General features: G+C 47.4%; 18 protein-coding genes and 1 other RNA gene. 18 read left to right on the top strand and 1 reads right to left on the bottom strand.

The features are described 5' to 3' along the window. Positions 1-14 precede the first annotated feature (14 nt). From recN to CVD19_RS02080, 7 genes are all read left to right on the top strand, one after another. The gene (gene recN / locus CVD19_RS02105) at positions 15-1,706 is read left to right on the top strand and encodes a DNA repair protein RecN (protein WP_101580210.1); all 1,692 of its coding nucleotides are present in this window, start codon (positions 15-17) and stop codon (positions 1,704-1,706) included. Positions 1,707-1,833: 127 nt separating this feature from the next. Further along, positions 1,834-3,123 (top strand): SpoIVB peptidase, encoded by a 1,290-nt coding sequence (gene spoIVB, locus CVD19_RS02100; protein ID WP_101580209.1) that lies wholly within the window; start codon positions 1,834-1,836, stop codon positions 3,121-3,123. Between the two features lie 263 nt (positions 3,124-3,386). Next, positions 3,387-4,178, top strand: coding sequence for a sporulation transcription factor Spo0A (gene spo0A / locus CVD19_RS02095; protein ID WP_101580208.1), 792 nt, complete (start codon positions 3,387-3,389; stop codon positions 4,176-4,178). A 251-nt stretch (positions 4,179-4,429) separates the two neighbouring features. Beyond that, a complete protein-coding gene (locus CVD19_RS02090; RefSeq protein ID WP_101580207.1) occupies positions 4,430-4,870 on the top strand; it encodes a DUF6376 family protein in 441 nt (146 codons plus the stop codon). 69 nt (positions 4,871-4,939) lie between these two features. After that, a non-coding RNA gene (gene ssrS, locus CVD19_RS02085) (6S RNA) lies at positions 4,940-5,134 on the top strand. A gap of 212 nt (positions 5,135-5,346) precedes the next feature. Next, complete coding sequence (locus CVD19_RS24480) at positions 5,347-5,505, top strand: hypothetical protein (RefSeq protein WP_180953475.1); 159 nt, start codon at positions 5,347-5,349, stop codon at positions 5,503-5,505. Between the two features lie 88 nt (positions 5,506-5,593). Next, positions 5,594-6,319: a glycerophosphodiester phosphodiesterase gene (locus tag CVD19_RS02080; RefSeq protein WP_101580287.1), complete on the top strand. Its 726-nt coding sequence runs from the start codon at positions 5,594-5,596 to the stop codon at positions 6,317-6,319. A 24-nt stretch (positions 6,320-6,343) separates the two neighbouring features. On the opposite strand, the gene CVD19_RS02075 is transcribed toward CVD19_RS02080, so the two are convergent. After that, positions 6,344-6,604 (bottom strand): DUF2627 domain-containing protein, encoded by a 261-nt coding sequence (locus tag CVD19_RS02075; protein WP_101580206.1) that lies wholly within the window; start codon positions 6,602-6,604, stop codon positions 6,344-6,346. A gap of 158 nt (positions 6,605-6,762) precedes the next feature. Between CVD19_RS02075 and CVD19_RS02070 the strand changes: the two genes are divergently transcribed. The 11 genes from CVD19_RS02070 (at position 6,763) to meaB (ending at position 22,471) form a co-directional block, all read left to right on the top strand. Continuing rightward, entirely contained in the window at positions 6,763-8,823 is a 2,061-nt protein-coding gene (locus tag CVD19_RS02070) for a sigma-54 interaction domain-containing protein (protein WP_101580205.1), read from the top strand. A gap of 131 nt (positions 8,824-8,954) precedes the next feature. Next, positions 8,955-9,860 (top strand): phosphate butyryltransferase, encoded by a 906-nt coding sequence (gene yqiS / locus CVD19_RS02065; protein ID WP_101580204.1) that lies wholly within the window; start codon positions 8,955-8,957, stop codon positions 9,858-9,860. A 29-nt stretch (positions 9,861-9,889) separates the two neighbouring features. Continuing rightward, complete coding sequence (gene bcd, locus CVD19_RS02060; RefSeq protein WP_101580203.1) at positions 9,890-10,984, top strand: branched-chain amino acid dehydrogenase; 1,095 nt, start codon at positions 9,890-9,892, stop codon at positions 10,982-10,984. Positions 10,985-11,073: 89 nt separating this feature from the next. Next, positions 11,074-12,177: a butyrate kinase gene (gene buk / locus CVD19_RS02055; RefSeq protein WP_101580202.1), complete on the top strand. Its 1,104-nt coding sequence runs from the start codon at positions 11,074-11,076 to the stop codon at positions 12,175-12,177. Between the two features lie 13 nt (positions 12,178-12,190). Next, on the top strand, positions 12,191-13,612 hold the full coding sequence (gene lpdA / locus CVD19_RS02050) for a dihydrolipoyl dehydrogenase (RefSeq protein ID WP_101580201.1): 1,422 nt from the start codon (positions 12,191-12,193) through the stop codon (positions 13,610-13,612). Between the two features lie 32 nt (positions 13,613-13,644). After that, complete coding sequence (locus CVD19_RS02045) at positions 13,645-14,640, top strand: thiamine pyrophosphate-dependent dehydrogenase E1 component subunit alpha (protein ID WP_101580200.1); 996 nt, start codon at positions 13,645-13,647, stop codon at positions 14,638-14,640. A 12-nt stretch (positions 14,641-14,652) separates the two neighbouring features. After that, the gene (locus tag CVD19_RS02040) at positions 14,653-15,636 is read left to right on the top strand and encodes an alpha-ketoacid dehydrogenase subunit beta (RefSeq protein WP_101580199.1); all 984 of its coding nucleotides are present in this window, start codon (positions 14,653-14,655) and stop codon (positions 15,634-15,636) included. A gap of 35 nt (positions 15,637-15,671) precedes the next feature. Next, a complete protein-coding gene (locus tag CVD19_RS02035; RefSeq protein ID WP_101580198.1) occupies positions 15,672-16,988 on the top strand; it encodes a dihydrolipoamide acetyltransferase family protein in 1,317 nt (438 codons plus the stop codon). Positions 16,989-17,203: 215 nt separating this feature from the next. Next, complete coding sequence (locus tag CVD19_RS02030) at positions 17,204-19,168, top strand: methylmalonyl-CoA mutase family protein (protein ID WP_101580197.1); 1,965 nt, start codon at positions 17,204-17,206, stop codon at positions 19,166-19,168. Beyond that, entirely contained in the window at positions 19,165-21,369 is a 2,205-nt protein-coding gene (gene scpA / locus CVD19_RS02025) for a methylmalonyl-CoA mutase (protein ID WP_101580196.1), read from the top strand. The genes CVD19_RS02030 and scpA overlap by 4 nt, the downstream gene beginning before the upstream one ends. Beyond that, on the top strand, positions 21,362-22,471 hold the full coding sequence (meaB, locus tag CVD19_RS02020) for a methylmalonyl Co-A mutase-associated GTPase MeaB (RefSeq protein ID WP_101580195.1): 1,110 nt from the start codon (positions 21,362-21,364) through the stop codon (positions 22,469-22,471). The genes scpA and meaB overlap by 8 nt, the downstream gene beginning before the upstream one ends. Positions 22,472-22,612: the final 141 nt, after the last annotated feature.

The raw sequence follows: 22,612 nt of genomic DNA, 5'->3' as shown, positions 1-22,612 counted from the left end.
GAGGTGACGAATTCTTGTTAAATGAATTGTCCATTAAAAACTTTGCAATTATCGAGTCGCTCTCGGTTTCGTTTAACAAGGGGTTAACGGTGCTGACAGGGGAGACCGGAGCAGGAAAATCAATTATCATCGATGCCATTCACCTTCTTGTCGGCGGACGGGGCTCGGCCGAGTATGTCCGGCATGGAGAAGAAAAAGCGGAAATAGAAGGTTTGTTCTTCATTGATGGAGAACAGCATCCGTGCTATGCGAAAGCGGCTGAGTTCGGGATTGAGATTGAAGACGGAATGATCGTCCTCAGAAGGGACATATCGAGAAACGGGAAAAGCGTTTGCCGTGTGAACGGGAAGCTTGTCACAATTGCCCTGTTAAGGGAGATCGGTTCAACTCTCATCGATATTCATGGACAGCATGAACATCAGGAATTGATGGACGAAACGAGGCATATGAGCCTCCTTGACCAATTTGGTTCAGAGGAAATACAGCCGGCACTGTCTGAATACCAGCAGATATACAAATCATATGAACAGGCGCTGAAAAAGCTCAAGAGCCTTAGTGAAAACGAGCAGCAGATGGCACACCGCCTTGATTTAATCCAGTTCCAGCTTGAAGAAATCCTGTCAGCCGGCCTCAAAATTGGTGAGGACGAGGACCTGGCAGAGGAAAAAAGGAAACTGGGTAATTTTGAAAAGATCTTTGAATCAATCCAATCGGGTTATGCTGCACTACAGGGAGACCAGAAAGGCCTTGACTGGATCGGGCATGTAAAGGATCAGCTGGAATCTGCGGCAGAACTTGATCCTTCCTACAAAGAGCTGTACGGCACAGTTGCCAACAGTTTTTATATGCTTGAGGATGCCGCCCATTCCCTGCGGAACGAACTGGATAATCTGGAATACGATCCACAGCGATTAAATGAGATTGAAGAAAGGCTGAATGAAATCAATCAGCTGAAGCGAAAATACGGAAATGCGATTGAAACAATTTTGGAATACGCGGCGGGAATAGAAGAAGAAATTGAAACATTGCAAAACAAGGAGGCTCACATCGGTCAGCTTGAGAAGGAAATAACTTCCCTGAAAAAGGATCTGAAGCTTGAAGCCGGCAACTTGAGCAGCCTCAGGAAAAAATGGGCCAGAAAGCTGACAAAGCTGATCCATAAAGAACTGAAGGACCTTTATATGGACAAGACCGTGTTTGAAGTGAGATTTGAATCGGACTTCGATACATTCATGAGAAGCGGAATCGACCGGGCTGAATTTTATTTGTCGACAAATCCTGGCGAGCCGCTTAAACCGTTATCTAAGATTGCTTCCGGTGGTGAGCTCTCCCGGATCATGCTGGCTCTAAAAAGCATATTCTCAAGACATCAGGGTGTCACCTCGATTATCTTTGATGAAGTCGATACCGGTGTGAGCGGCCGGGTGGCCCAATCAATCGCCGAAAAAATTTATAAAGTATCAGTCGATTCACAGGTTCTTTGCATTTCCCATCTGCCCCAGGTTGCTGCAATGGCGGATACCCACCTGTATATCAATAAAGTAATTAAAAACGGCCGTACTAAAACATCCGTGACTCCGCTGTCCGTATCAGAAAAGGTAAAGGAAATCGGCCGCATGATTTCCGGGGTGGAAATCACCGATTTAACACGGCAGCATGCTGAAGAATTGCTGCAGCTGGCGCAGGAAATGAAAACAGCAAATTGAAAAGCTTCCCAAACCCGGGGAGCTTTTTTATTTTCTAAAGGTTATAAATGCTTCATATCAAGGCAAAATTATTATTGTAGCCATTTTGATGTGTGTTTTGTGGACTAGAAGCGAGGAGAGTGAAAAGGTGAAAAAAGAATTTCTCAGAAAGATTATTGGTGGAATTCTCCTTGTTTCATTAATCGCCCTGGGTTTTTTGAACCCGCTCAGGGAATATTTGTCACTTCCCAATCAAGTTACACTATTTGAAGGTCAAAAGCTGGAATACAAGATAGCAGAATCAGCTTCTGCGGGTATCGTGAAGGCTAATTCCAGCATTGAAATAAATCAGGGCAAGAACACCGTTGCGCTGCAAGCGAAAGAGCCTGGCAGCAACCAACTGGTGCTTGAGCTTGCTGGCATTCCGATAAAAAAGGTCGATGTAAACGTTCTGAAGGATTTTCGTGTACTGCCTGGCGGACAATCCATTGGTGTCAAACTGAATACGGTTGGTGTGCTCGTTGTTGGGCATCACCTAGTCAATGCAGACATTGGAAAGGTTTCACCCGGGGAGTCAGCCGGAATTAAAGTCGGGGATATCATTACTGAGATAAATGGCCAGCGAATTGAACAAATGGCTGAGGTAGGACCGTATGTGCAGGAAGCAGGGAAGACGGGGAAGCCGCTTGACATTGTTGTCAAAAGGGAGAACCAAAAAATCAATACGAAGCTCGCACCGCAGAAGGATCAAGGAGAAAATGTTTATAAGCTGGGGCTGTATATCAGGGACTCGGCAGCCGGGATAGGGACGATGACTTTCTTTGAGCCTCATTCAAAAAAATACGGGGCGCTCGGCCATGTGATATCGGATATGGATACGAAAAAACCGATTGTCGTCGAGGATGGACATATTGTCAGATCCACAGTTACTTCCATTGAAAAGGGGAGCCACGGAGAACCTGGAGAGAAGCTGGCGCGGTTTGCGGCGGACCGTGAAATTATTGGAAACATCAACAAGAACAGCCCGTTCGGAATCTTTGGTGAATTAAACAAAAACATCAAGAATGGGGTATTGGACAAGCCTATGCCGATCGCCCTTTCCCATCAGGTTAAAGAAGGGCCTGCCAAAATCTTGACAGTGGTGAATAATGACGAAGTCGACCTGTTCGATATAGAAATCGTCAGTACTATTCCGCAAAAGTTTCCGGCAACAAAAGGAATGGTCATTAAAGTGACTGATCCTAAGCTCCTTGAAAAGACCGGGGGAATTGTGCAGGGCATGAGCGGAAGCCCGATCATCCAGGACAATAAACTGATTGGTGCTGTGACCCATGTTTTTGTCAACGACCCAACGAGCGGCTATGGCGTACACATCGAATGGATGCTCACAGAGGCGGGAATCGATATTTATGATAAACCGCGTCAACAGGCAAGCTGACATTATGCAATTGGCTGGAGAGGCGGCGTCCGCTGCCTCTTTTTGTCGTATCACAAGAGATTCGACAAATCTGTGGTTGAACAGATGTCAACTGTAGAAATTAGTCGAAAAACAGAGAGATAAAGAGTAAAAATAAGAAAAAATTACTTTTTTAAGAAAAAATAAAAAATAAAAGGATTTTGTATTGCATTGTCGAATTAGTCAATTAGAATAGAAAATAGAGATATACATGAGACCATAATTGGATCGAGGAGGAACCGGGCTTGAAGAAAATAAAAGTGTGTGTGGTTGATGACAACCGGGAATTGGTGGGCCTGCTGGAGGAATTTATATCCTCCCAGGAAGATATGGAGATAACAGGTGTAGCCCACAATGGCCAGGATTGTTTAGAAATGCTTGAAGATGCAGATCCAGATGTTCTGCTTTTAGATATAATCATGCCCCATTTGGATGGCCTTGCTGTCCTGGAGAAACTGCGCGAAGAAAAAAAAGGGATGCTTCCCAATGTAATTATGCTGACAGCATTTGGCCAGGAGGATGTTACCAAGAAGGCTGTTGAACTTGGTGCCTCGTATTTTATCTTAAAGCCTTTCGACATGGAAAATCTGGCCAGCCATATCCGCCAGGTAAGCGGCCAGGCAAAGACCATGGCGAGAAAGCCTTTATCAGGAAGCTACCGGTCCCAATCCGAGCAAAAACCGAAAAATCTTGATGCGAGCATTACGAGCATCATTCACGAAATCGGTGTGCCTGCCCATATCAAAGGATATCTTTATCTTCGTGAAGCCATTTCTATGGTGTACAATGACATTGAGCTGCTGGGATCGATCACAAAAGTGCTGTATCCTGACATTGCAAAAAAATACAATACAACCGCAAGCCGTGTAGAACGGGCTATCCGCCATGCGATAGAGGTTGCCTGGAGCCGCGGCAACATCGATTCGATTTCTTCACTTTTCGGGTACACAGTCAGCATGTCCAAAGCAAAGCCTACCAACTCCGAATTCATCGCAATGGTCGCCGACAAGCTGCGCCTCGAGCATAAGGCTTCTTGAAAGGGTTAGAATGTGTGAATATCCATTTTCGCAATTACTGAATGCTCGCACATATTCACAAGCGCGAATCAATATTGTACTAGTGTTGAACTAACAATCGTAGTACGTCTTCAATCTATTTGGTGATAAAAAATCAAATGATATAGGGACGTATTTTTGTTAATGGGATTCGATAATCATAACAAAATGAAACCTTTCTTGATTTGATCCGTATCATCCTTATAAGAGTTAAGTTAAGAAAGGAGTCATGAATGAAAAATTTACATTTGCTTCTTTTAATCGCAATGTCCACAGTGCTGGCTGCATGTTCGGCATTAGGAGAAATAAATAATTCAATTGATTATGTGAATCAGGCAACAGAACATATAAATAAATTGAATACGTTTGCTGAAGAAGCTCCTCAACTCATAAAAAATGCGGCCTCTGATCCAGCAATAAACCAAGAACTCGAGACAAAATTGGAAACTTTAAAGCAGGATATACAGGCGTTTATTGAACTAAATGATATTCCGTCCATTGCCGAAGAAATACATCAGGAATTAGTAAATAAAAACGAGGTTTTACTTAGCGAGATAAACAAGGTATTGGACAACGGAAATGTTGCTTTGGAAAAACTGGAAAACTCACAAATATTCACTACGCTTAATGAAGTAACAAGTTTGATGGACCGGATAGAAAACCTTGGTAAATGAGCTGAACATGCTATTTCCAAGGGTAACAATTACCATTGATTGAGCAGCGAATATAAAGTATTATTATCCCATAAGCTGCATTGTTCGTTTCTATAATAAAGTTTTAACCGTTAAGCTGTAATAGGGAGTTTTATATCGGAACAGGAATGACAAGCCTCTGTCTAAATGACAGGGAGGACATGCAGGAATGTTTCTGCGGACACCCACTTTGAGGAGTGGTGGTTTAAAACTTTCTTATCTTAATACGGCAAAGGCGGCTTTACCAACTATTAAATCCGAAACCAGTTTCCGATCGGGAAACTGGTTTTTTGTTTGCAAAAAAAGCCTGTTGATCAGAAATAGTGTTATATGCCCCGGCTTCCAGATTAATTTTCCTGTCCTGTAAATACAGGAATTGCAGAAATGTTAACGAATATATTTAGAACACGAACATCTGTGGCCTTAAAACCACAGTTTTGACGACAAGGGGGATGAAGATGCTTATTATCGAAAATACAGACAAAACAATATTTTTATGTGAATTGGAGAAATTAACGAAATCAAACCCTAAATGCCAAATACATTTTTCTACCCATAAGCTCGGCGATACAACAAAATACATTGCTCTCGTTGTTCTGGTGGAACCGCATTGTTAAAATGAATTTCGGACATAACTACGGCAGCTACAGACAGCCGGATGTACTTGAAGCTCATAATTCGGTAATAAATAAAGGAAGTGGAATAATGACGCTTATTTTAGCACACCGCGGGTTTGCCGCGGCTTATCCGGAAAATACGATGAAAGCTTTCCGGGAGGCGGCCCTGGCCGGAGCTGATGGGCTCGAACTTGATGTCCAGATGACCAGGGATGGCCAATTAGTTGTCATCCACGATGAAAAAGTGGACAGGACAACAGACGGAACCGGCTATGTAAAAGATTATACATATAATGACCTGCGAAAATTGGATGCAGGCAGCAAATGGGAGAGCATTCAACGAAAAGAGCCAATTCCTTCTCTAGAGGAACTGCTTGATTGGCTTACCACAAATGAAATGATTTGCAACATAGAACTCAAGAATGGAATTGTCCCTTATGAAGGAATGGAAGAAAAAGTGATTTTCATGGTGAAAGACCACGGGCTTTCTGAGCGGATCATCATTTCGTCATTCAACCATTACAGCATCGTGGACTGCTACAGGATTGCACCCGATATAGAGATCGCCCCATTGCTTCATGAAGGACTCTATATGCCTTGGGTGTATGCCCAATCAATCAGGGCAAAGGGGTTTCATCCCAATTTCAGGACGGCAACAGACGAGATTGTGAAAGCCTCTTTGGAACATGGGATCGCCGTGAGGCCTTATACGGTCAATAAGGAATTTGACATATCGAGGCTGTTTGCGGTGAACTGTAGTGCAATCATTACTGATGACCCTGCGAAAGCATTGGAAATTAAAAATCGGGGATAACGAAAAGGCCATGACATTTTCCTGTCATGGCCTTTCTTTCTTCATACTGGCTTGCCGGCGGAACCGATCCTGCACTTTATTTCTTTTGCGGTCACGGTAAAGGATAAAGCCTGCCACGAAGCCCAGACCCATCAAAAACAAGAGCAGCCCGCTTAAAAACTGGAGCCACAGGAACGGAAAAGGGGCCTGCATGATTCCGAAAACCATGTCACGCATAAGCTTTATACCGTAAGCAGCAAGAAAGCCGGGAATTAACAAAATAATAAGAGCAATGATCCTGTCCATGGCAGATCCCCCGCGTAAATTATATTCATTCAGATGTATCATAAATCAATGTTCAAATTTGTCAAGCAATTGAAAAACATATAAAATTAATCGTGAAGAAAATTGCACATACAAAAAGCCTGTATATGAAAAAATTGTCTTGATCCAGGGGTGCACCAATGAAAAAAATTATGATAGTAGGTGCCGGAAAGGGCGGAACAGCTATCCTTGAAATCTTTAAGGAAACAGCAGACATTCAAGCGGTGATTGATATCGATCCCAATGCACCCGGCCTTGCCGTCGCGCGGCAGAGAAGGATTGCCACCGGTACGGACTGGCGAGAATTCCTTACTGGTGAAATTGATATCGTAATTGAAGTGACGGGTGATGAAGAAGTTTTTAAGAACTTGAGGGAGGCCCGTCCAAAAGAGACCGTTTTGATTCCTGGAAGTGTCGCCTATTTGATTGCCACTTTAATGGAAGAAAAAGAACAATTGATTACAGCTCTCAGAAATGAGACGAACAAACATGATCTTATATTTGACTCGACCGGAGATGGGATGGTGGTCATCAACACGTCAGGCGAGGTGATTTTGTTTAACCGGAGCGCCGAGAAGGTAATTGGGGTTTCCAAAGAAGACGCTATAGGAAACCATATCCTTGACGTGATACCTACAAGCCAGCTTCTCAGGGTCCTTTCGACTAAAAGGATTGAAGCGAACCAGGAACTGGTGCTCGCAAATGGTTTAAAAATCATCACAACACGGATTCCGATTATGGATGAGGATGACAACCTGATTGGTGCTTGTTCAGTTTTTAAGGATATAACCGATGTGGTCAACCTGGCCGAGGAAATTACCAATCTTAAAGAAATACAAACAATGCTGCAGGCTATCATCCAGTCAAGTGAAGAGGCAATTTCTGTCGTGGACGAAGAAGGCCGCGGGATTTTAATCAACCGGGCATATACGAGAATTACAGGCCTGACTGAGGAGCAGGTGATCGGCCAGCCAGCTACCGCCGACATCTCTGAAGGTGAAAGCATGCATATGAAAGTGCTGCAAACAAGAAGGCCGGTGAGGGGCGCCGCCATGAGGGTCGGGCCCAACAAGAAGGAAGTTGTGGTAAATGTCGCGCCAATCATTGTTGACGGCAAGCTGAAAGGCAGTGTCGGAGTAATCCACGATGTGTCAGAGATACAAAATTTAAATCGGGAGCTCAACCGCGCCCGGCAGATCATCAGGACGCTTGAAGCAAAGTACTCATTCCAGGATATCATTGGACAGTCCATTGAAATGACAATAGCGGTCGAGCAGGCCAAGCTTGGCGCGAAAACACCCGCGACCGTTCTGCTGAGGGGAGAATCGGGAACAGGCAAGGAACTTTTTGCGCACGCGATCCACAATGCCAGCGACCGGAAATTCAATAAATTTATCCGGGTTAACTGTGCCGCAATTTCCGAGTCATTGCTGGAAAGTGAACTGTTCGGCTATGAGGAAGGTGCGTTTTCCGGCGCGAAAAGGGGCGGGAAAACCGGCTTTTTTGAGGAGGCGAATAACGGCAGCGTGTTCCTTGATGAAATTGGGGAGCTTTCGGCAAGCACCCAGGCGAAGCTGTTAAGGGTCCTGCAGGAAAATGAAATTGTCCGGGTCGGCGGAACAAAGCCGGTGCCTATCAATGTCAGGATCATCGCGGCTACAAACGTTAATCTTGAAAAAGGCATTGCCGCTGGAACATTCAGGGAAGACCTGTATTACCGGCTGAACCGGATGCCGATCCATATACCCCCGCTAAGAAAAAGGAAAGAAGATATTCCGCTGCTGTGTGAACGGCTCATCCAGAAAATCAACCAGGATTACGGGCGCAATGTCGAAGGCGCCTCAGAAGCGGCAGTGCGCAGATTAATGGATTATGACTGGCCTGGCAATGTGAGGGAGCTGGAAAATGTTTTGGGACGGGCGATTATTTTCATGAATTACAATGAAACGATCATTGAAGCGACCCACTTGCCGGAACTAAGGGATAAGCAGGCAGCAGAAACACCCGGAAAAATGACTTCAGCCGACAGCGGTGAAACGTTGGCCGCTCTTATAGATCAGTACGAGAAAAAGATTTTAATACATACACTAAGCCGGTACAACGGAAATAAAACATTGAGTGCCAGGTCACTTGGTATATCGGTCAGAAATTTATATTACAAGCTGGAAAAGCATGACCTTGAAAATTTTGGCGTGCAATAAATTTCATAGTGTGCAATATTTATCATAATATTTTACGGAAAAAGTAAACGTTTTCACATTTTGCCGTGTGGCACACTTCTTGCATAATAATTAAATGCATGCTTACATGTCTGAAAGGGTAGATGCCATTAATGAAATTGGATGCAATTATGGAGAGAGCGATCCAGCTTCCACGACAGAAGGTTGCGGTCGCCGCCGCTGAAGATCCGGAAGTTATTGAAGCGGTCGCCTCAGCTGTGAAAATGGGGCTTGCGGATTTTCTCCTCTTTGGGAATGCCGAAAAAATCATCGAATTGCTGCGGAACAATCATCACGACTTGGCTGTAGACGAGCGAGTCAGGGTGATTCATACAGGGGAGAAGGCCACTTCGGCAGAACAGGCTGTCAGGGCGATAATATCGAAAGAGGCTACTGTCCTCATGAAAGGGGATATTCAGACAGCTGCCATTTTAAAAGCTGTGTTGAACAAAGAGTACGGACTCAGGACTGGGCGGGTATTATCCCATGTTGGTGTATTCGAGGTTCCAGGATATGACAGGCTCATTTTAGTGACGGATGCAGGGATGAACATAACGCCTGACCTGGAACATAAGGCTCAAATCGCCATAAATGCAATTGAAACCGCAAAGGCTCTCGGAATTGAAAATCCGAAAGTAGCTCCTATTGCCGCCCTTGAAACGATAAACCCTGCAATGGCAGCAACCGTGGATGCCGCAGCCCTTACCCAGATGAACAGGCGCGGGCAAATTGCCGGCTGTGTAATTGATGGCCCGCTGGCGCTTGATAACGCGGTATCTTCCATCGCAGCCGCACATAAAGGGATAAAGAGTGAGGTGGCAGGGCAGGCAGATATCCTGCTGGTACCAACGATAGAAGTTGGAAATGCACTGTACAAATCATTAGTTTACTTTGCCAAAGCAAAAGTCGGGGGCGTCATTGCTGGTGCAGCAGCGCCGATTGTATTGACCTCGAGGGCCGACACAGCGGAAAGCAAGCTGTATTCACTCGCTTTGGCACTCTGCTTTGATTCAAAATAATGCACGTAAACCCGGGGAGGAATTGTCAAATGGAAATTTTCAAATATCTTGAACAATATGATTATGAGCAGGTTGTTTTCTGCCAGGATAAACAATCAGGATTAAAGGCGATAATAGCCATCCATGATACAACACTTGGGCCGGCCCTGGGGGGAACCAGGATGTGGACATATGAATCAGAGGAAGCAGCGATTGAAGATGCACTTAGGCTGGCAAAGGGCATGACATATAAGAATGCTGCCGCAGGGCTGAACCTTGGCGGAGGGAAAACGGTTATCATCGGAGACCCGCGCGCGGATAAAAATGAAGAGATGTTCCGGGCATTCGGAAGGTACATCCAGGGACTGAACGGAAGATATATTACGGCCGAAGATGTGGGCACAACGGTCGCGGACATGGATCTTATCCATGAAGAAACAGACTATGTTACAGGAATTTCCCCTGCATTTGGTTCATCAGGCAACCCGTCACCTGTTACTGCGTATGGTGTTTACCGGGGAATGAAGGCAGCTGCGAAGGAAGCTTTCGGGACCGATTCGCTTGAAGGGAAAACAGTTGCTGTCCAGGGAGTGGGCAATGTCGCATATAACCTGTGCCGGCATCTGCACGAAGAAGGTGCGCAGCTGATTGTCACTGATATAAACAAAGAGGCTGTCCAGAGAGCGGTTGAAGAATTCGGTGCAAAAGCGGTCGAGCCGAATGAAATCTATTCAGTGGATTGCGATATTTATGCCCCATGTGCACTTGGCGCGGTCATCAATGATGACACAATTCCGCAAATCAAGGCAAAAGTGATTGCAGGAGCCGCTAACAACCAGCTAAAAGATACAAAACACGGTGACATCATTCATGAGCTTGGCATCGTGTATGCGCCTGATTATGTAATCAATGCCGGCGGTGTCATCAACGTTGCTGATGAACTGTATGGCTACAATCGCGACCGTGCCATGAAAAAGGTTGAACTGATATATTCGAACATTGAAAAGGTCATAGAAATTGCTAAACGGGACGGAATTCCAACATATAAAGCTGCTGACCGGATGGCTGAAGAGCGGATCGAAAGGATGCGCAACTCAAGGAGCCAATTTTTGCAGAACGGTCACCATATATTAAGCCGACGTTAAGTCCTTAGATCCCATGAGCGCTGGATGATCCATTCGGCGCCTCTCATTTTTACAGGCGTCTACGCTTTTCCATATTGGAGGTTTAAACTTTGCAACAGAATGGATATCGGATACTCGCAATCAATCCTGGCTCTACATCTACAAAAATTGGGGTTTTCGATAATGATCTCTCTGTTTTTGAAAAAACAATCAGGCATGATTCTGAGATAATTAATAGTTTCGAAAATATTATTGACCAATACGAGTTTCGAAAAAATACCATTTTGGAAACACTTGATACAGAAGGCATAAACATTTCCAAACTGAGCGCCGTCTGTGGCAGGGGTGGACTGTTGCGCCCTATCGAAGGCGGGACGTATGCTGTGAACGATTTGATGCTGGAAGATTTGCGAAACGGGTATTCAGGGCAGCATGCATCCAATCTCGGCGGCATCATCGCGTATGAAATCGCAACAGGCTTGAATATTCCATCATATATTGTCGATCCCGTCGTCGTGGATGAGCTTGACCCGATTGCACGTGTGTCCGGTTTTTCTTTAATTGAGCGGAAAAGTATTTTTCACGCTTTAAACCAGAAGGCTGTGGCACGCAGGGTCGCAAGGCAACTCGGTAAAAAATATGAAGATCTCCAGCTGATCATTGCCCATCTAGGCGGGGGGATTACAGTCGGCGCCCATAAATTTGGCCGGGTGGTCGACGTAAATAATGGCCTTCATGGGGACGGCCCATTCAGCCCCGAACGGGCAGGAACCGTCCCGGCCGGGGACATTGTCGATTTATGCTTCTCGGGAGACCATTACCGGGATGAAATAATGAAGAAGCTTGTCGGCCAGGGCGGGCTGGTCGGCTATCTGGGTACCAATGATGCGGTCAAAGTCGAAAAAATGATAGAAAGAGGAAATAAAGAAGCCGAGCTTGTGTATGCGGCAATGGCTTACCAGGTGGCGAAAGAAATCGGTGCCTCAAGCGCAGTGCTGTCCGGGATGGTTGATGCGATTGTCATTACCGGCGGCCTGGCTTACGGAAAAGGATTTGTGAATCAAATATCCGAACGGATCAATTGGATTGCCGATGTGGTGGTCCTCCCGGGAGAGAATGAAATGCAGGCCCTTGCCGAAGGAGCATTGCGCGTGCTCCAGGGTGAAGAACAGGCGAAGGAATATCCCGGGCAGTTACAGATGAGTGCACTTTAAGGAGGTTGCGTTAGTGGCAGAAGAATATGACTTAATTATTCTTGGCGGCGGGACTGGCGGATATGTGGCAGCTATCCGGGCAACACAGCTGGGCCTGAAAACGGCCATAGTGGAAAAAGGCAAGGTTGGCGGTACATGTCTGCATAAAGGGTGTATCCCAAGCAAGGCGCTGTTAAGAAGTGCAGAGGTTTTCGCAACGGCTAAACGGAGCGAAGAGTTTGGGATCACAACAGGTGAAGTAAGCATCAATTTTTCGAAAGTGCAGGAGCGAAAAGAAAGAATTGTAGAACAGCTGCACAAAGGTGTCCAGCATTTGATGAAGCAGGGAAAGGTCCATGTATATGAAGGGACCGGCAGAATACTTGGCCCATCCATTTTTTCACCGATGCCAGGCACCATTTCGGTAGAAATGAATGATGGAAGCGAAAATGCAATGCTGATCCCGAAAAATGTAATTGTCGCAACAGGTTCAAGGCCGCGGACATTGCCGGGGCTGGAGGCGGATGGGGAAATTGTATTAACCTCTGACGAAGCCCTTGCAATGGATAAGCTGCCAGAATCTATCATTATTGTGGGCGGCGGTGTCATTGGAATTGAGTGGGCATCGATGCTGTCTGATTTTGGTACAGAAGTGACCGTCATTGAATATGCCGACCGGATCATTCCCACAGAGGACAAAGAAATATCAAAGGAAATGCAGCGCCTGATGAAAAAGAAGGGCGTCAAAATCGTCACCGGGGCAAAGGTCCTTCCAGAAACACTCCAAAAAGCCGGGGGTATCGCAATCAGTGCTGAAATAAAGGGTGGGCAGAAGGAGTTCCAGGCCGACAACCTGCTCGTCTCAGTGGGGAGACTCGCCAATGTTGAAGGAATCGGCCTAGAAAACACGGATATTCAGGTAGTGAATGGGGTTATTGCTGTAAATGAATTTTATCAAACGAAAGAATCTCATATTTATGCAATCGGAGATTGTATAGGCGGCCTGCAACTCGCCCACGTTGCTTCCCACGAAGGCATCACAGCTGTTGAACATATTGCCGGCCGTAATCCTTCTCCAATTGACTATTCGCTTGTTTCGAAATGCATCTATAGTTCCCCTGAGGCGGCTAGCGTCGGGATGACAGAGGACGAGGCGAGGGATAAAGGGTTCAATGTAAAGACAGGCAAGTTTTCGTTCCGGGCGATTGGAAAAGCGCTCGTGTTTGGGGAAACCGACGGATTTGTCAAAATTGTCGCCGACAAGGATACAGATGATCTATTGGGTGTGCATATGATTGGGCCGCATGTGACCGACATGATAACGGAAGCGGGGCTCGCGAGGGTACTGGATGCAACACCATGGGAAATTGCCCGGACGATCCACCCACACCCGACACTGTCGGAAGCAATCGGCGAAGCGGCACTTGCCGTTGACGGCAGGGCGATTCATTCATAAGCTCGAAGACGAACAATAGGGAGGTAAAATGAATGGTTGAAAAACGTCATCATGCACTTGGCTTAAGTGATGATCAAGTAATTGAAATGTATCAGACCATGTTGATGGCCCGCCGGATTGACGAGCGGATGTGGCTGTTGAACCGCGCAGGTAAAATCCCGTTTGTGATTTCTTGCCAGGGCCAGGAAGCAGCACAGGTAGGAGCTGCTTTTGCCCTAGACCGTGAAAAGGATTATGTCCTGCCGTATTACCGGGATATGGGCGTCGTGCTCACATTCGGGATGACTGCGAAAGAATTGATGCTGTCAGGGTTTGCAAAAGCAGAAGATCCAAATTCAGGCGGGCGCCAGATGCCTGGCCATTTTGGGCAAAAGAGGAACCGGATTGTAACTGGATCTTCACCAGTAACAACACAGGTGCCGCATGCAGTAGGAATTGCACTTGCGGGCCGGATGGAAGGGAAAGACCTTGTTACATTTGTAACCTTTGGCGAGGGGTCGTCAAACCAGGGGGATTTCCATGAAGGGGCAAACTTTGCCGGGGTACATAAGCTTCCAGTCATCTTTATGTGTGAGAACAACAAATACGCGATCTCTGTGCCCATCGAGAAGCAGCTGGCCTGTGAAAATGTATCAGACAGGGCCATCGGCTATGGGATGCCAGGTTTTACGATTGACGGAAACGATCCGCTTGAAGTTTATAAGGCTGTGAGGGAAGCAGCAGACCGGGCCCGCCGAGGGGAAGGGCCGACATTGGTTGAAACCGTTTCTTACCGTCTGACTCCCCACTCTTCCGATGATGATGACCGCAGCTATCGGGCACCCGATGAAGTGGCCGAAGCGAAAACGAAGGATCCAATCATTACATTTGGCGCCTATTTAAAAGAAACTGGCGTGATGGATGACGCCTTGGAGAAGGACATTAATGAACGTGTTATGAAAATTGTCAACGAGGCGACCGATTATGCGGAAAATGCACCATATGCAGATCCGGAACACGCCTTGAAATATGTGTATGCCGAGGAGTAAGGGGGAACGGACATGGCGGTAATTTCTTATATTGATGCAGTTACAATGGCTATTCTTGAAGAAATGGAAAGAGACCCGAAAGTGTTTGTCCTCGGGGAGGATGTGGGCAAAAAAGGCGGGGTGTTCAAAGCTACCCAGGGCCTTTATGACAAGTTTGGCGAGGAGCGTGTCATTGATACTCCGCTTGCAGAATCAGCGATCGCGGGCGTTGGCATAGGTGCGGCGATGTATGGCATGAGGCCGATTGCGGAAATGCAGTTTGCCGATTTCATCATGCCTGCCGTCAATCAGATTATTTCTGAGGCGGCCAGGATCCGTTACCGTTCCAACAATGACTGGAATTGCCCGATTGTCATAAGGGCTCCATACGGAGGCGGGGTCCATGGTGCACTGTATCATTCCCAGTCAGTGGAAGCAGTGTTTGCCAACCAGCCTGGCCTGAAAATTGTCATGCCCTCCACACCGTATGATGTGAAGGGATTGCTGAAAGCAGCGATCCGCGACAACGACCCGGTGCTGTTTTTTGAACATAAGCGCGCTTACCGCCTGATTAAGGGTGAGGTTCCCGACAGTGACTATGTGCTCCCGATTGGCAAGGCTGACGTGAAACGTGAAGGGGAAGACATTACCGTGATTACATACGGGCTTTGTGTGCATTTTGCCCTTCAAGCGGCGGAACGGCTTGCAAAAGACGGTATTTCTGCCCATATTCTCGACTTAAGGACTGTTTACCCGCTTGACAAGGAGGCCATAATTCAGGCTGCTTCGAAAACAGGCAAAGTGCTCCTGCTGACAGAAGACAATAAGGAAGGCAGCATCATGAGCGAGGTATCGGCGGTCATCGCTGAAAACTGCCTGTTTGACCTTGATTCCCCAATCAGGCGCCTTGCAGGCCCGGATGTCCCGGCAATGCCTTACGCACCGACAATGGAAAAATTCTTCATGCTCAATCCAGATAGAGTCGAAAAAGCAATGAGGGAACTTGCTGAATTTTAACGAGGGAAAATTTTCTTGAGAAGGAGGCTTGTACGTTGGCAATCGAGCAAATCAAAATGCCCCAGCTTGGCGAAAGTGTTACGGAAGGAAGCATCAGCAAATGGCTCGTTTCACCCGGTGATAAAGTAAATAAATACGATCCGCTTGCCGAAGTAATGACAGACAAGGTCAACGCCGAGGTCCCGTCATCGTTTGCAGGAGTTATTACAGAAATTGTTGCTGCTGAGGGGGATACTTTGTCTGTGGGAGAGGTCATCTGCACAATTCAGGTTGAGGGCGGACAGGCTGCGGAAGCAACCGAGAATGATGAACTTCGGGCTGAACAGGGTAATAAGGCAGATGAAGCGGGCAGTCCCGCGGACCAGCCAGAAGCACCGGGAAAAGCCAGGTATTCACCGGCAGTCCTGAAAATTGCCCAGGAGAACGGAATCGACTTGACGCAGGTGAAAGGCTCCGGTTCAGGCGGCCGCATCACCCGCAAGGATTTGCTAATGTTGATCGAATCAGGCAGTATTCCAAAAGAAGGCGAACAACAGAAGGCTGCAGTGCCCGAACTGGTTATAAACAAACAGCGTCAGAACTTCCAGGCGCAGGCAACCGCTTCAACCGGAAATGCAACGCCGGAACCGTCGGCTGTACCGGTTGGAGCAGGGGACATTGAGATTCCGGTTACGGGAGTCCGAAAGGCGATAGCGGCAAATATGCTGCGCAGCAAGCATGAAGCACCGCATGCCTGGACGTTGGTTGAAGTGGACGTGACGAATTTGGCTGAATACCGAAACTCGATCAAAGATGAATTCCGGAAGAAGGAAGGCTTTAATCTGACTTTCTTCGCCTTTTTTGTAAAAGCAGTTGCACAGGCGCTCAAAGAATTCCCGCAAATGAATTCAATGTGGGCCGGGGATAAAATCATCCAGAAGAAGGATATTAATATCTCCATTGCAGTTTCCACTGAGGACGCCTTGTTTGTGCCTGTCATCAAGCTTGCAGACGAGAAAACGATAAAGGGGATTGCCCGTGAAATCACTGAGCTCGCCGGAAAGGTCCGCTCAGGAAAATTGAAGGCAGATGAAATGCAGGGCGGCACATTTACAGTAAACAATACTGGCTCGTTTGGATCCGTCCAGTCAATGGGCATCATCAATTATCCCCAGGCAGCCATCCTGCAGGTGGAATCTATCGTTAAAAGGCCTGTTGTCATGAATAACGGCATGATCGCTGTCAGGGACATGGTGAACCTGTGCTTGTCGCTCGACCACCGTGTATTGGACGGGCTCGTATGCGGCCGTTTCCTGCAGCGGGTAAAAGAAATTCTTGAAAATATTTCAAAGGAGACAACCTCTGTCTACTAACCGCAACAGGGCTGATTAAAAGGCTGACACTTTAATCAGCCCTTTTCTTTTTGATGGAGCCCCCCTAATACATATTGTGCTGTGCGCTGCAATACCACCTCGTTGCCAGTTTCGGGGAGGTGTACTAAAATAAAGGGGAAGAAATAATTTGAAAATTTTATACATTATCGTCAAATGAAGGAGGGGAGAGCTGTCCAGAATGACGGGCAGTAGATATGGGCCTTAAAGAGTTGAAGGAAGCTTCATTTGTAAAAATGTCAATTGATGACTGGAAAAAGGCTGCTGAGGAATCACTAAGAGGCAAGCCTGTCGAAATTCTGCATAAAAATACATATGAAAATATTGTTTTGAAACCGCTTTATACAAGGGAGGACCGTGGATCCGCCGTGGATGGCGGTTATCCGGGAGTCCCCCAATACAGGCGCGGGGTTCATCCACTTGGATACAATACGCAGTGCTGGCATATAGCCCAGGAACTGGACTATCAAAATGTTTCCGAGCTGGAAGAAAAATTGCGCCATGCCATGGCAACTGGCCAGACAGCACTGTCTTTCAGGGTGAAAAATGAGCTGTTTTCCCATATGGATGGTCTGATGCGGATATTAAAAGACCATCAGGCGGATTATCCATTCAGCGTGAATGCCGGATGGCTGCACGCCCCGCTCATTGCTTGTCTGCATGTGGCGGGTAAGGCATATGAGAACGGCACTGGGGTTTCAGGTTTTATTGCTTCCGACCCGGTAACCGATGCGGTCCTGCGGGGCGGACTCCCTGCTGGTACTGATGAGTATTTTAACAGATGGGCAGAAACCATCGGAACAGCCAATGGATGGTTTCCTGCGCTGAGAACGGTGCTGGTAAACACTTCCCCATACCATAACAGCGGCGCCAGTGCGGATCAGGAACTGGCGATTGCCCTGTCGACTGCGGTTTTCCATCTTGAGCAGCTCCTGGACAAGGGCTGGGAAATTGATGAAACAATGAACAAAATCATTTTCCACTTCTCCATTGGAGCCAATTTTTTCATGGAACTGGCAAAGCTGAGGGCAGCCCGGTTCCTCTGGAACAAGGTCGGAGAAGCATATGGTGCAAGTCCTGACGTTCGCAAAATGCATATTTCCGCTGAGACATCCATGTTTAACAAAACTGTCTTGGATCCTCATGTAAATTTACTGAGGGCTGGAAACGAAGCATTTGCGGCAATCCTCGGTGGGGTGCAATACCTTCATACTGGTACATTTGATGCAGCGGGCGGGGGAACAACTGCTTTTTCAGAAAGGATCGCCCGGAACACCCAGCTTATATTAAAAGAAGAAGCGCAGCTGCAACACGTAGCCGACCCGGCGGGAGGATCATGGTATATCGAATCTCTCACTGATCAATTGGCCGAGAAGGGCTGGGAAGTATTCCTGAAAATCGAAAACAGCGGCGGCATCTTGAACAGCTTGAAAAACGGCTGGCTGCAAAATGATCTTGCGGCAGTATTGAAAATCAAAATAAATGACGCAATTACCAGGAAGCAAAGTATAATCGGGACAAATGTGTACGCAAATCCCGGCGAAGAAGCTGTCCCCGGCTTTGCAGACAAGCAAATTGAAAACACTTATGCAGTCAGGAATGCACAGGAAGTTGTTCATTGGCTGGAGAATGGAGAATCGGCCGCTGAAGCTATGAAAGACTGCGAGAAAAGGGAAGTCCTGAAGCCCCTTCGTCAATGCCGCCTCGCTGAACCTTTTGAACTGCTTCGGTTTAAAGCAATCAACATGGAACTGAAATCCGGAAACAAACCAAAGTTCGGGCTTATTTGTCTCGGCGCCCTGAAAACCCATAAGCCAAGGGCCGACTTCATCACAGGATTTTTGGCTGCAGGGGGTATTACAGCCGAAAAAAGCGGGGACATCAACGATCCAGTGGCGGCCACCGACTTTATAAGGCATTCGGGGTTCAGCCATTTTTGTCTATGCGGGAACGATCAACAGTACACGGAGGCCGGCCTGGCAACGGCCAGACACATCAAGGAACATTTCCAGCACGTGCGGCTTTATATGGCCGGGCTGCCAGCTGAAGGTGATTTGCACCGCTGGAAAGATGCAGGCATAAAAGAATTCATCCATTTAAACAGCAATAGTATTGAAATCCTGTCCACCGCATTAGTGGAAATGGAGGTGGACAACCAATGAATCGAAAACCCGACTTTAATTCTATCAACCTGTTCGACAAACGGGCGGTACAGTCGGCAGAATTATGGAAAAAGAAGGCTGAAGCAGAGCTTGTCTCGTCCATCGACGAGTTATTTTTTGAAACAAACGAGCAAATCCAGCTTAAACCGTTATATACAGAAAATGATCTTGAGGGACTTGGGCATCTTGATGACAAACCTGGCTTGCCGCCGTTCACACGCGGGCCTTACCCTGCCATGTACGTCAATCGCCCATGGACGGTCAGGCAATATGCCGGTTTTTCAACAGCGGAAGAAAGCAATGCGTTTTACAGGCGAAACCTTGCAATGGGACAGAAGGGGCTGTCCGTTGCGTTTGACCTGCCGACGCATCGCGGCTATGACTCCGACCACCCCCGTGTTGTCGGGGATGTGGGCAAGGCAGGGGTGGCGATAGACTCAGTGGAGGACATGAAAATCCTGTTTGACGGTATTCCGCTTGACCAGATGTCCGTGTCGATGACAATGAACGGTGCTGTCCTTCCGGTAATGGCGTTTTTCATTGTCACTGCCGAGGAGCAGGGAGTCAGCAAGGAAAAACTGTCCGGGACGATCCAGAATGATATTTTAAAAGAGTACATGGTGCGCAACACGTATATTTATCCGCCGGATATGTCCATGAAAATTATTGCCGACATTTTTGAATATACATCAAAAAACATGCCTAAATTCAACAGCATCAGCATTTCCGGGTACCATATGCAGGAGGCCGGCGCACCTGCCGACATTGAGTTGGCGTATACACTGGCAGACGGGCTGGAATACGTAAGGACAGGTTTGAAGGCTGGCATAGATATCGACTCATTTGCGCCTAGGCTGTCATTTTTCTGGGCAGTCGGCATGAATTATTTTATGGAAGTAGCAAAAATGAGGGCTGCGCGGCGCATTTGGGCAAAAATGATGAAGTCGTTCAATCCTGACAACCCGAAATCAATGGCACTTCGCACACACTCCCAGACGTCGGGATGGAGCCTTACTGAACAGGATCCGTTCAACAATGTCATCCGGACCATGCTTGAGGCTCATGCAGCCGCGATGGGGCATACCCAGTCCCTCCATACAAATGCCCTTGATGAGGCAATCGCGCTACCAACGGATTTTTCCGCAAGGATTGCACGCAACACCCAGCTTTACCTGCAGGAGGAGACAGGAATCGCGAATGTGATTGACCCATGGGCCGGGAGCTATTATGTGGAATTTTTAACTGGCCAGCTGATTAAACGGGCCTGGGAGCATATCGGGGAAATTGAAGAACTGGGCGGCATGGCCAAGGCAATTGAAACAGGATTGCCGAAACTGAGGATCGAGGAGGCTGCCGCCCGAAGGCAGGCGCAAATTGATTCCGGGAAAGAAACGATCGTCGGGGTCAATCGTTACAGGCTGGAGAAAGAAGAACCGTTGGAAATATTGGATATCGATAATACTGCTGTCCGGCTAGGTCAGATTGCCAGGCTGAACGAGCTGAAGGCTTCCCGCGATGCGGTAAGGGTGCAATCAGCATTGGCAGCTATAGCCAGCTGCGCCGAGTCCGGGGAAGCCAATTTGCTGGAACTTGCTGTGGAGGCGGCAAGAGCCAGGGCGACGCTCGGTGAAATCTCAGATGCGATTGAAAAATCATCGGGCCGACATAAAGCTGTCATCCGCTCCATAAGCGGCGTATACCGATCTGCATTCACCAATGAGGAAGAAATTGCCGAAGTGAAGAAAATGACGGACGAGTTTCTCGAACATGAAGGAAGAAGGCCGCGCATCCTGATTGCAAAAATGGGCCAGGACGGGCATGACCGTGGGGCAAAAGTCATTTCCACAGCGTTTGCGGACCTCGGCTTTGACGTAGACATTGGCCCGTTGTTCCAGACACCTGAGGAAACGGCCCTGCAGGCAGCTGAAAATGATGTTCATGTAATTGGCATGAGCTCCCTTGCCGCTGGACATAAGACGTTGCTGCCACAGCTGATCGGCGAATTGAAAAAGCTTGGGCGAGAAGACATTCTCGTCGTTGTTGGCGGGGTCATCCCGGTGCAGGATTATCAATACCTGCTTGATAATGGGGCAAGCGCCATCTTTGGCCCTGGAACTGTTATCCCGGTGGCTGCCCAAAATGTGATCAAAGCAATTTATAAACGGCTTGGTTACGAGGAAGTGGCTGACCCAAATGGATAACTGGATAAAACAAGGATCACCAAGTCCGGATGGACCGCAGGTAAAATCACTGGAGGGGACCGGTAGCGGAAGCGGTCGCCAATACGCCAGAAAACCAACCAGATACATCAGGAAAAATGCGGTTGGAATGGAACCGGAACAATATGCACACGGGATAAGGACTGGGAGCAGAACGGTTCTTGCCAGGGCGATTACGCTTATTGAAAGCAATTCCGACGCACATTTCCAGCAGGCACAACAGCTTTTGCAGATGGTTTTACCCCAAACGGGCAATGCGGTGCGAATTGGTATTACCGGAGTCCCCGGAGCTGGGAAAAGTACGTTCATCGAAGCCTTCGGCTCCTATTTATGTGAGCAGGGCCGCCGGGTTGCTGTCCTTGCGGTAGATCCGACCTCCACCTTGTCAGGAGGCAGCATCCTCGGCGATAAGACCCGGATGGAGCAGCTCGCCCGAAACCCAAATGCCTTTATCCGTCCATCTCCTTCAGGCGGGAAGCTTGGCGGGGTGCACAGGAAAACAAGGGAAACGATGCTTCTGTGTGAAGCGGCTGGGTTCGATACAATCATTGTGGAGACGGTCGGAGTTGGCCAGAGTGAAGTCATTGTCAGGGATATGGTTGATTTCTTCATGCTTCTCGTATTGACAGGAGCAGGGGATGAGCTGCAGGGGATGAAAAAGGGAATTGTGGAATTGGCGGATGCCGTCGTCATCAATAAAGCTGATGGAGCAAATAAAGCAATTGCCCTAAAAACAAAGGAAGAGTATAAACGGATCCTGCATTTTCTCCAGCCGGCGACAAGAGGATGGAAAACAGAGGCTCTGACAAGTTCTGCGCTATATAAGGAAGGCATAAAAGAAATCTGGGAAACAATATTAAAATTTGAACAGATCACAAAACAGACGGGTGCTTTTTCTGAGCGGAGGGCTCTGCAAACAAAACAATGGCTTTATTCCATGATTGCAGACAGGCTTCATACGGCCTTTTTCCAGCATCCTAATGTTAAAGAGCTTCTTCCTAAGGCCGAAAAGGAAGTGATTTCGGGAAACAGGCCGGTTGCCGGCGCGGCAGAGGATTTATTCCGGGCATTTTTAAACAACTGAAAAATAAAAAAAGGGACAGCAACATAGTTGCCATCCATCAAACTAGGGAGTTTAGGGGTATGGATCTTGCTGTTATCATCCTTTTCCCGAACATCAGCCGTTTAAACTTTTAATGGTGAAAAATATCTCTTAATTGAATCG

It is taken from the genome of Bacillus sp. T33-2, from assembly GCF_002860205.1.
Lineage (GTDB): Bacteria > Bacillota > Bacilli > Bacillales > Cytobacillaceae > T33-2.
This window is presented reverse-complemented; position numbering and strand designations above follow the sequence as displayed.

What these genes read in the sequence shown, in the direction of transcription:
- CVD19_RS02080 (WP_101580287.1), top strand. Translation starts at nt 5,594, where the DNA reads ATGACGCTTATTTTAGCACACCGCGGGTTTGCCGCGGCTTATCCGGAA.
- CVD19_RS02030 (WP_101580197.1), top strand. Translation starts at nt 17,204, where the DNA reads ATGGGCCTTAAAGAGTTGAAGGAAGCTTCATTTGTAAAAATGTCAATT.
- CVD19_RS02075 (WP_101580206.1), bottom strand. Translation starts at nt 6,604, where the DNA reads ATGGACAGGATCATTGCTCTTATTATTTTGTTAATTCCCGGCTTTCTT.
- CVD19_RS02070 (WP_101580205.1), top strand. Translation starts at nt 6,763, where the DNA reads ATGAAAAAAATTATGATAGTAGGTGCCGGAAAGGGCGGAACAGCTATC.
- bcd (WP_101580203.1), top strand. Translation starts at nt 9,890, where the DNA reads ATGGAAATTTTCAAATATCTTGAACAATATGATTATGAGCAGGTTGTT.
- CVD19_RS02040 (WP_101580199.1), top strand. Translation starts at nt 14,653, where the DNA reads ATGGCGGTAATTTCTTATATTGATGCAGTTACAATGGCTATTCTTGAA.
- meaB (WP_101580195.1), top strand. Translation starts at nt 21,362, where the DNA reads ATGGATAACTGGATAAAACAAGGATCACCAAGTCCGGATGGACCGCAG.
- scpA (WP_101580196.1), top strand. Translation starts at nt 19,165, where the DNA reads ATGAATCGAAAACCCGACTTTAATTCTATCAACCTGTTCGACAAACGG.
- CVD19_RS02090 (WP_101580207.1), top strand. Translation starts at nt 4,430, where the DNA reads ATGAAAAATTTACATTTGCTTCTTTTAATCGCAATGTCCACAGTGCTG.
- CVD19_RS02045 (WP_101580200.1), top strand. Translation starts at nt 13,645, where the DNA reads ATGGTTGAAAAACGTCATCATGCACTTGGCTTAAGTGATGATCAAGTA.
- CVD19_RS24480 (WP_180953475.1), top strand. Translation starts at nt 5,347, where the DNA reads ATGCTTATTATCGAAAATACAGACAAAACAATATTTTTATGTGAATTG.
- yqiS (WP_101580204.1), top strand. Translation starts at nt 8,955, where the DNA reads ATGAAATTGGATGCAATTATGGAGAGAGCGATCCAGCTTCCACGACAG.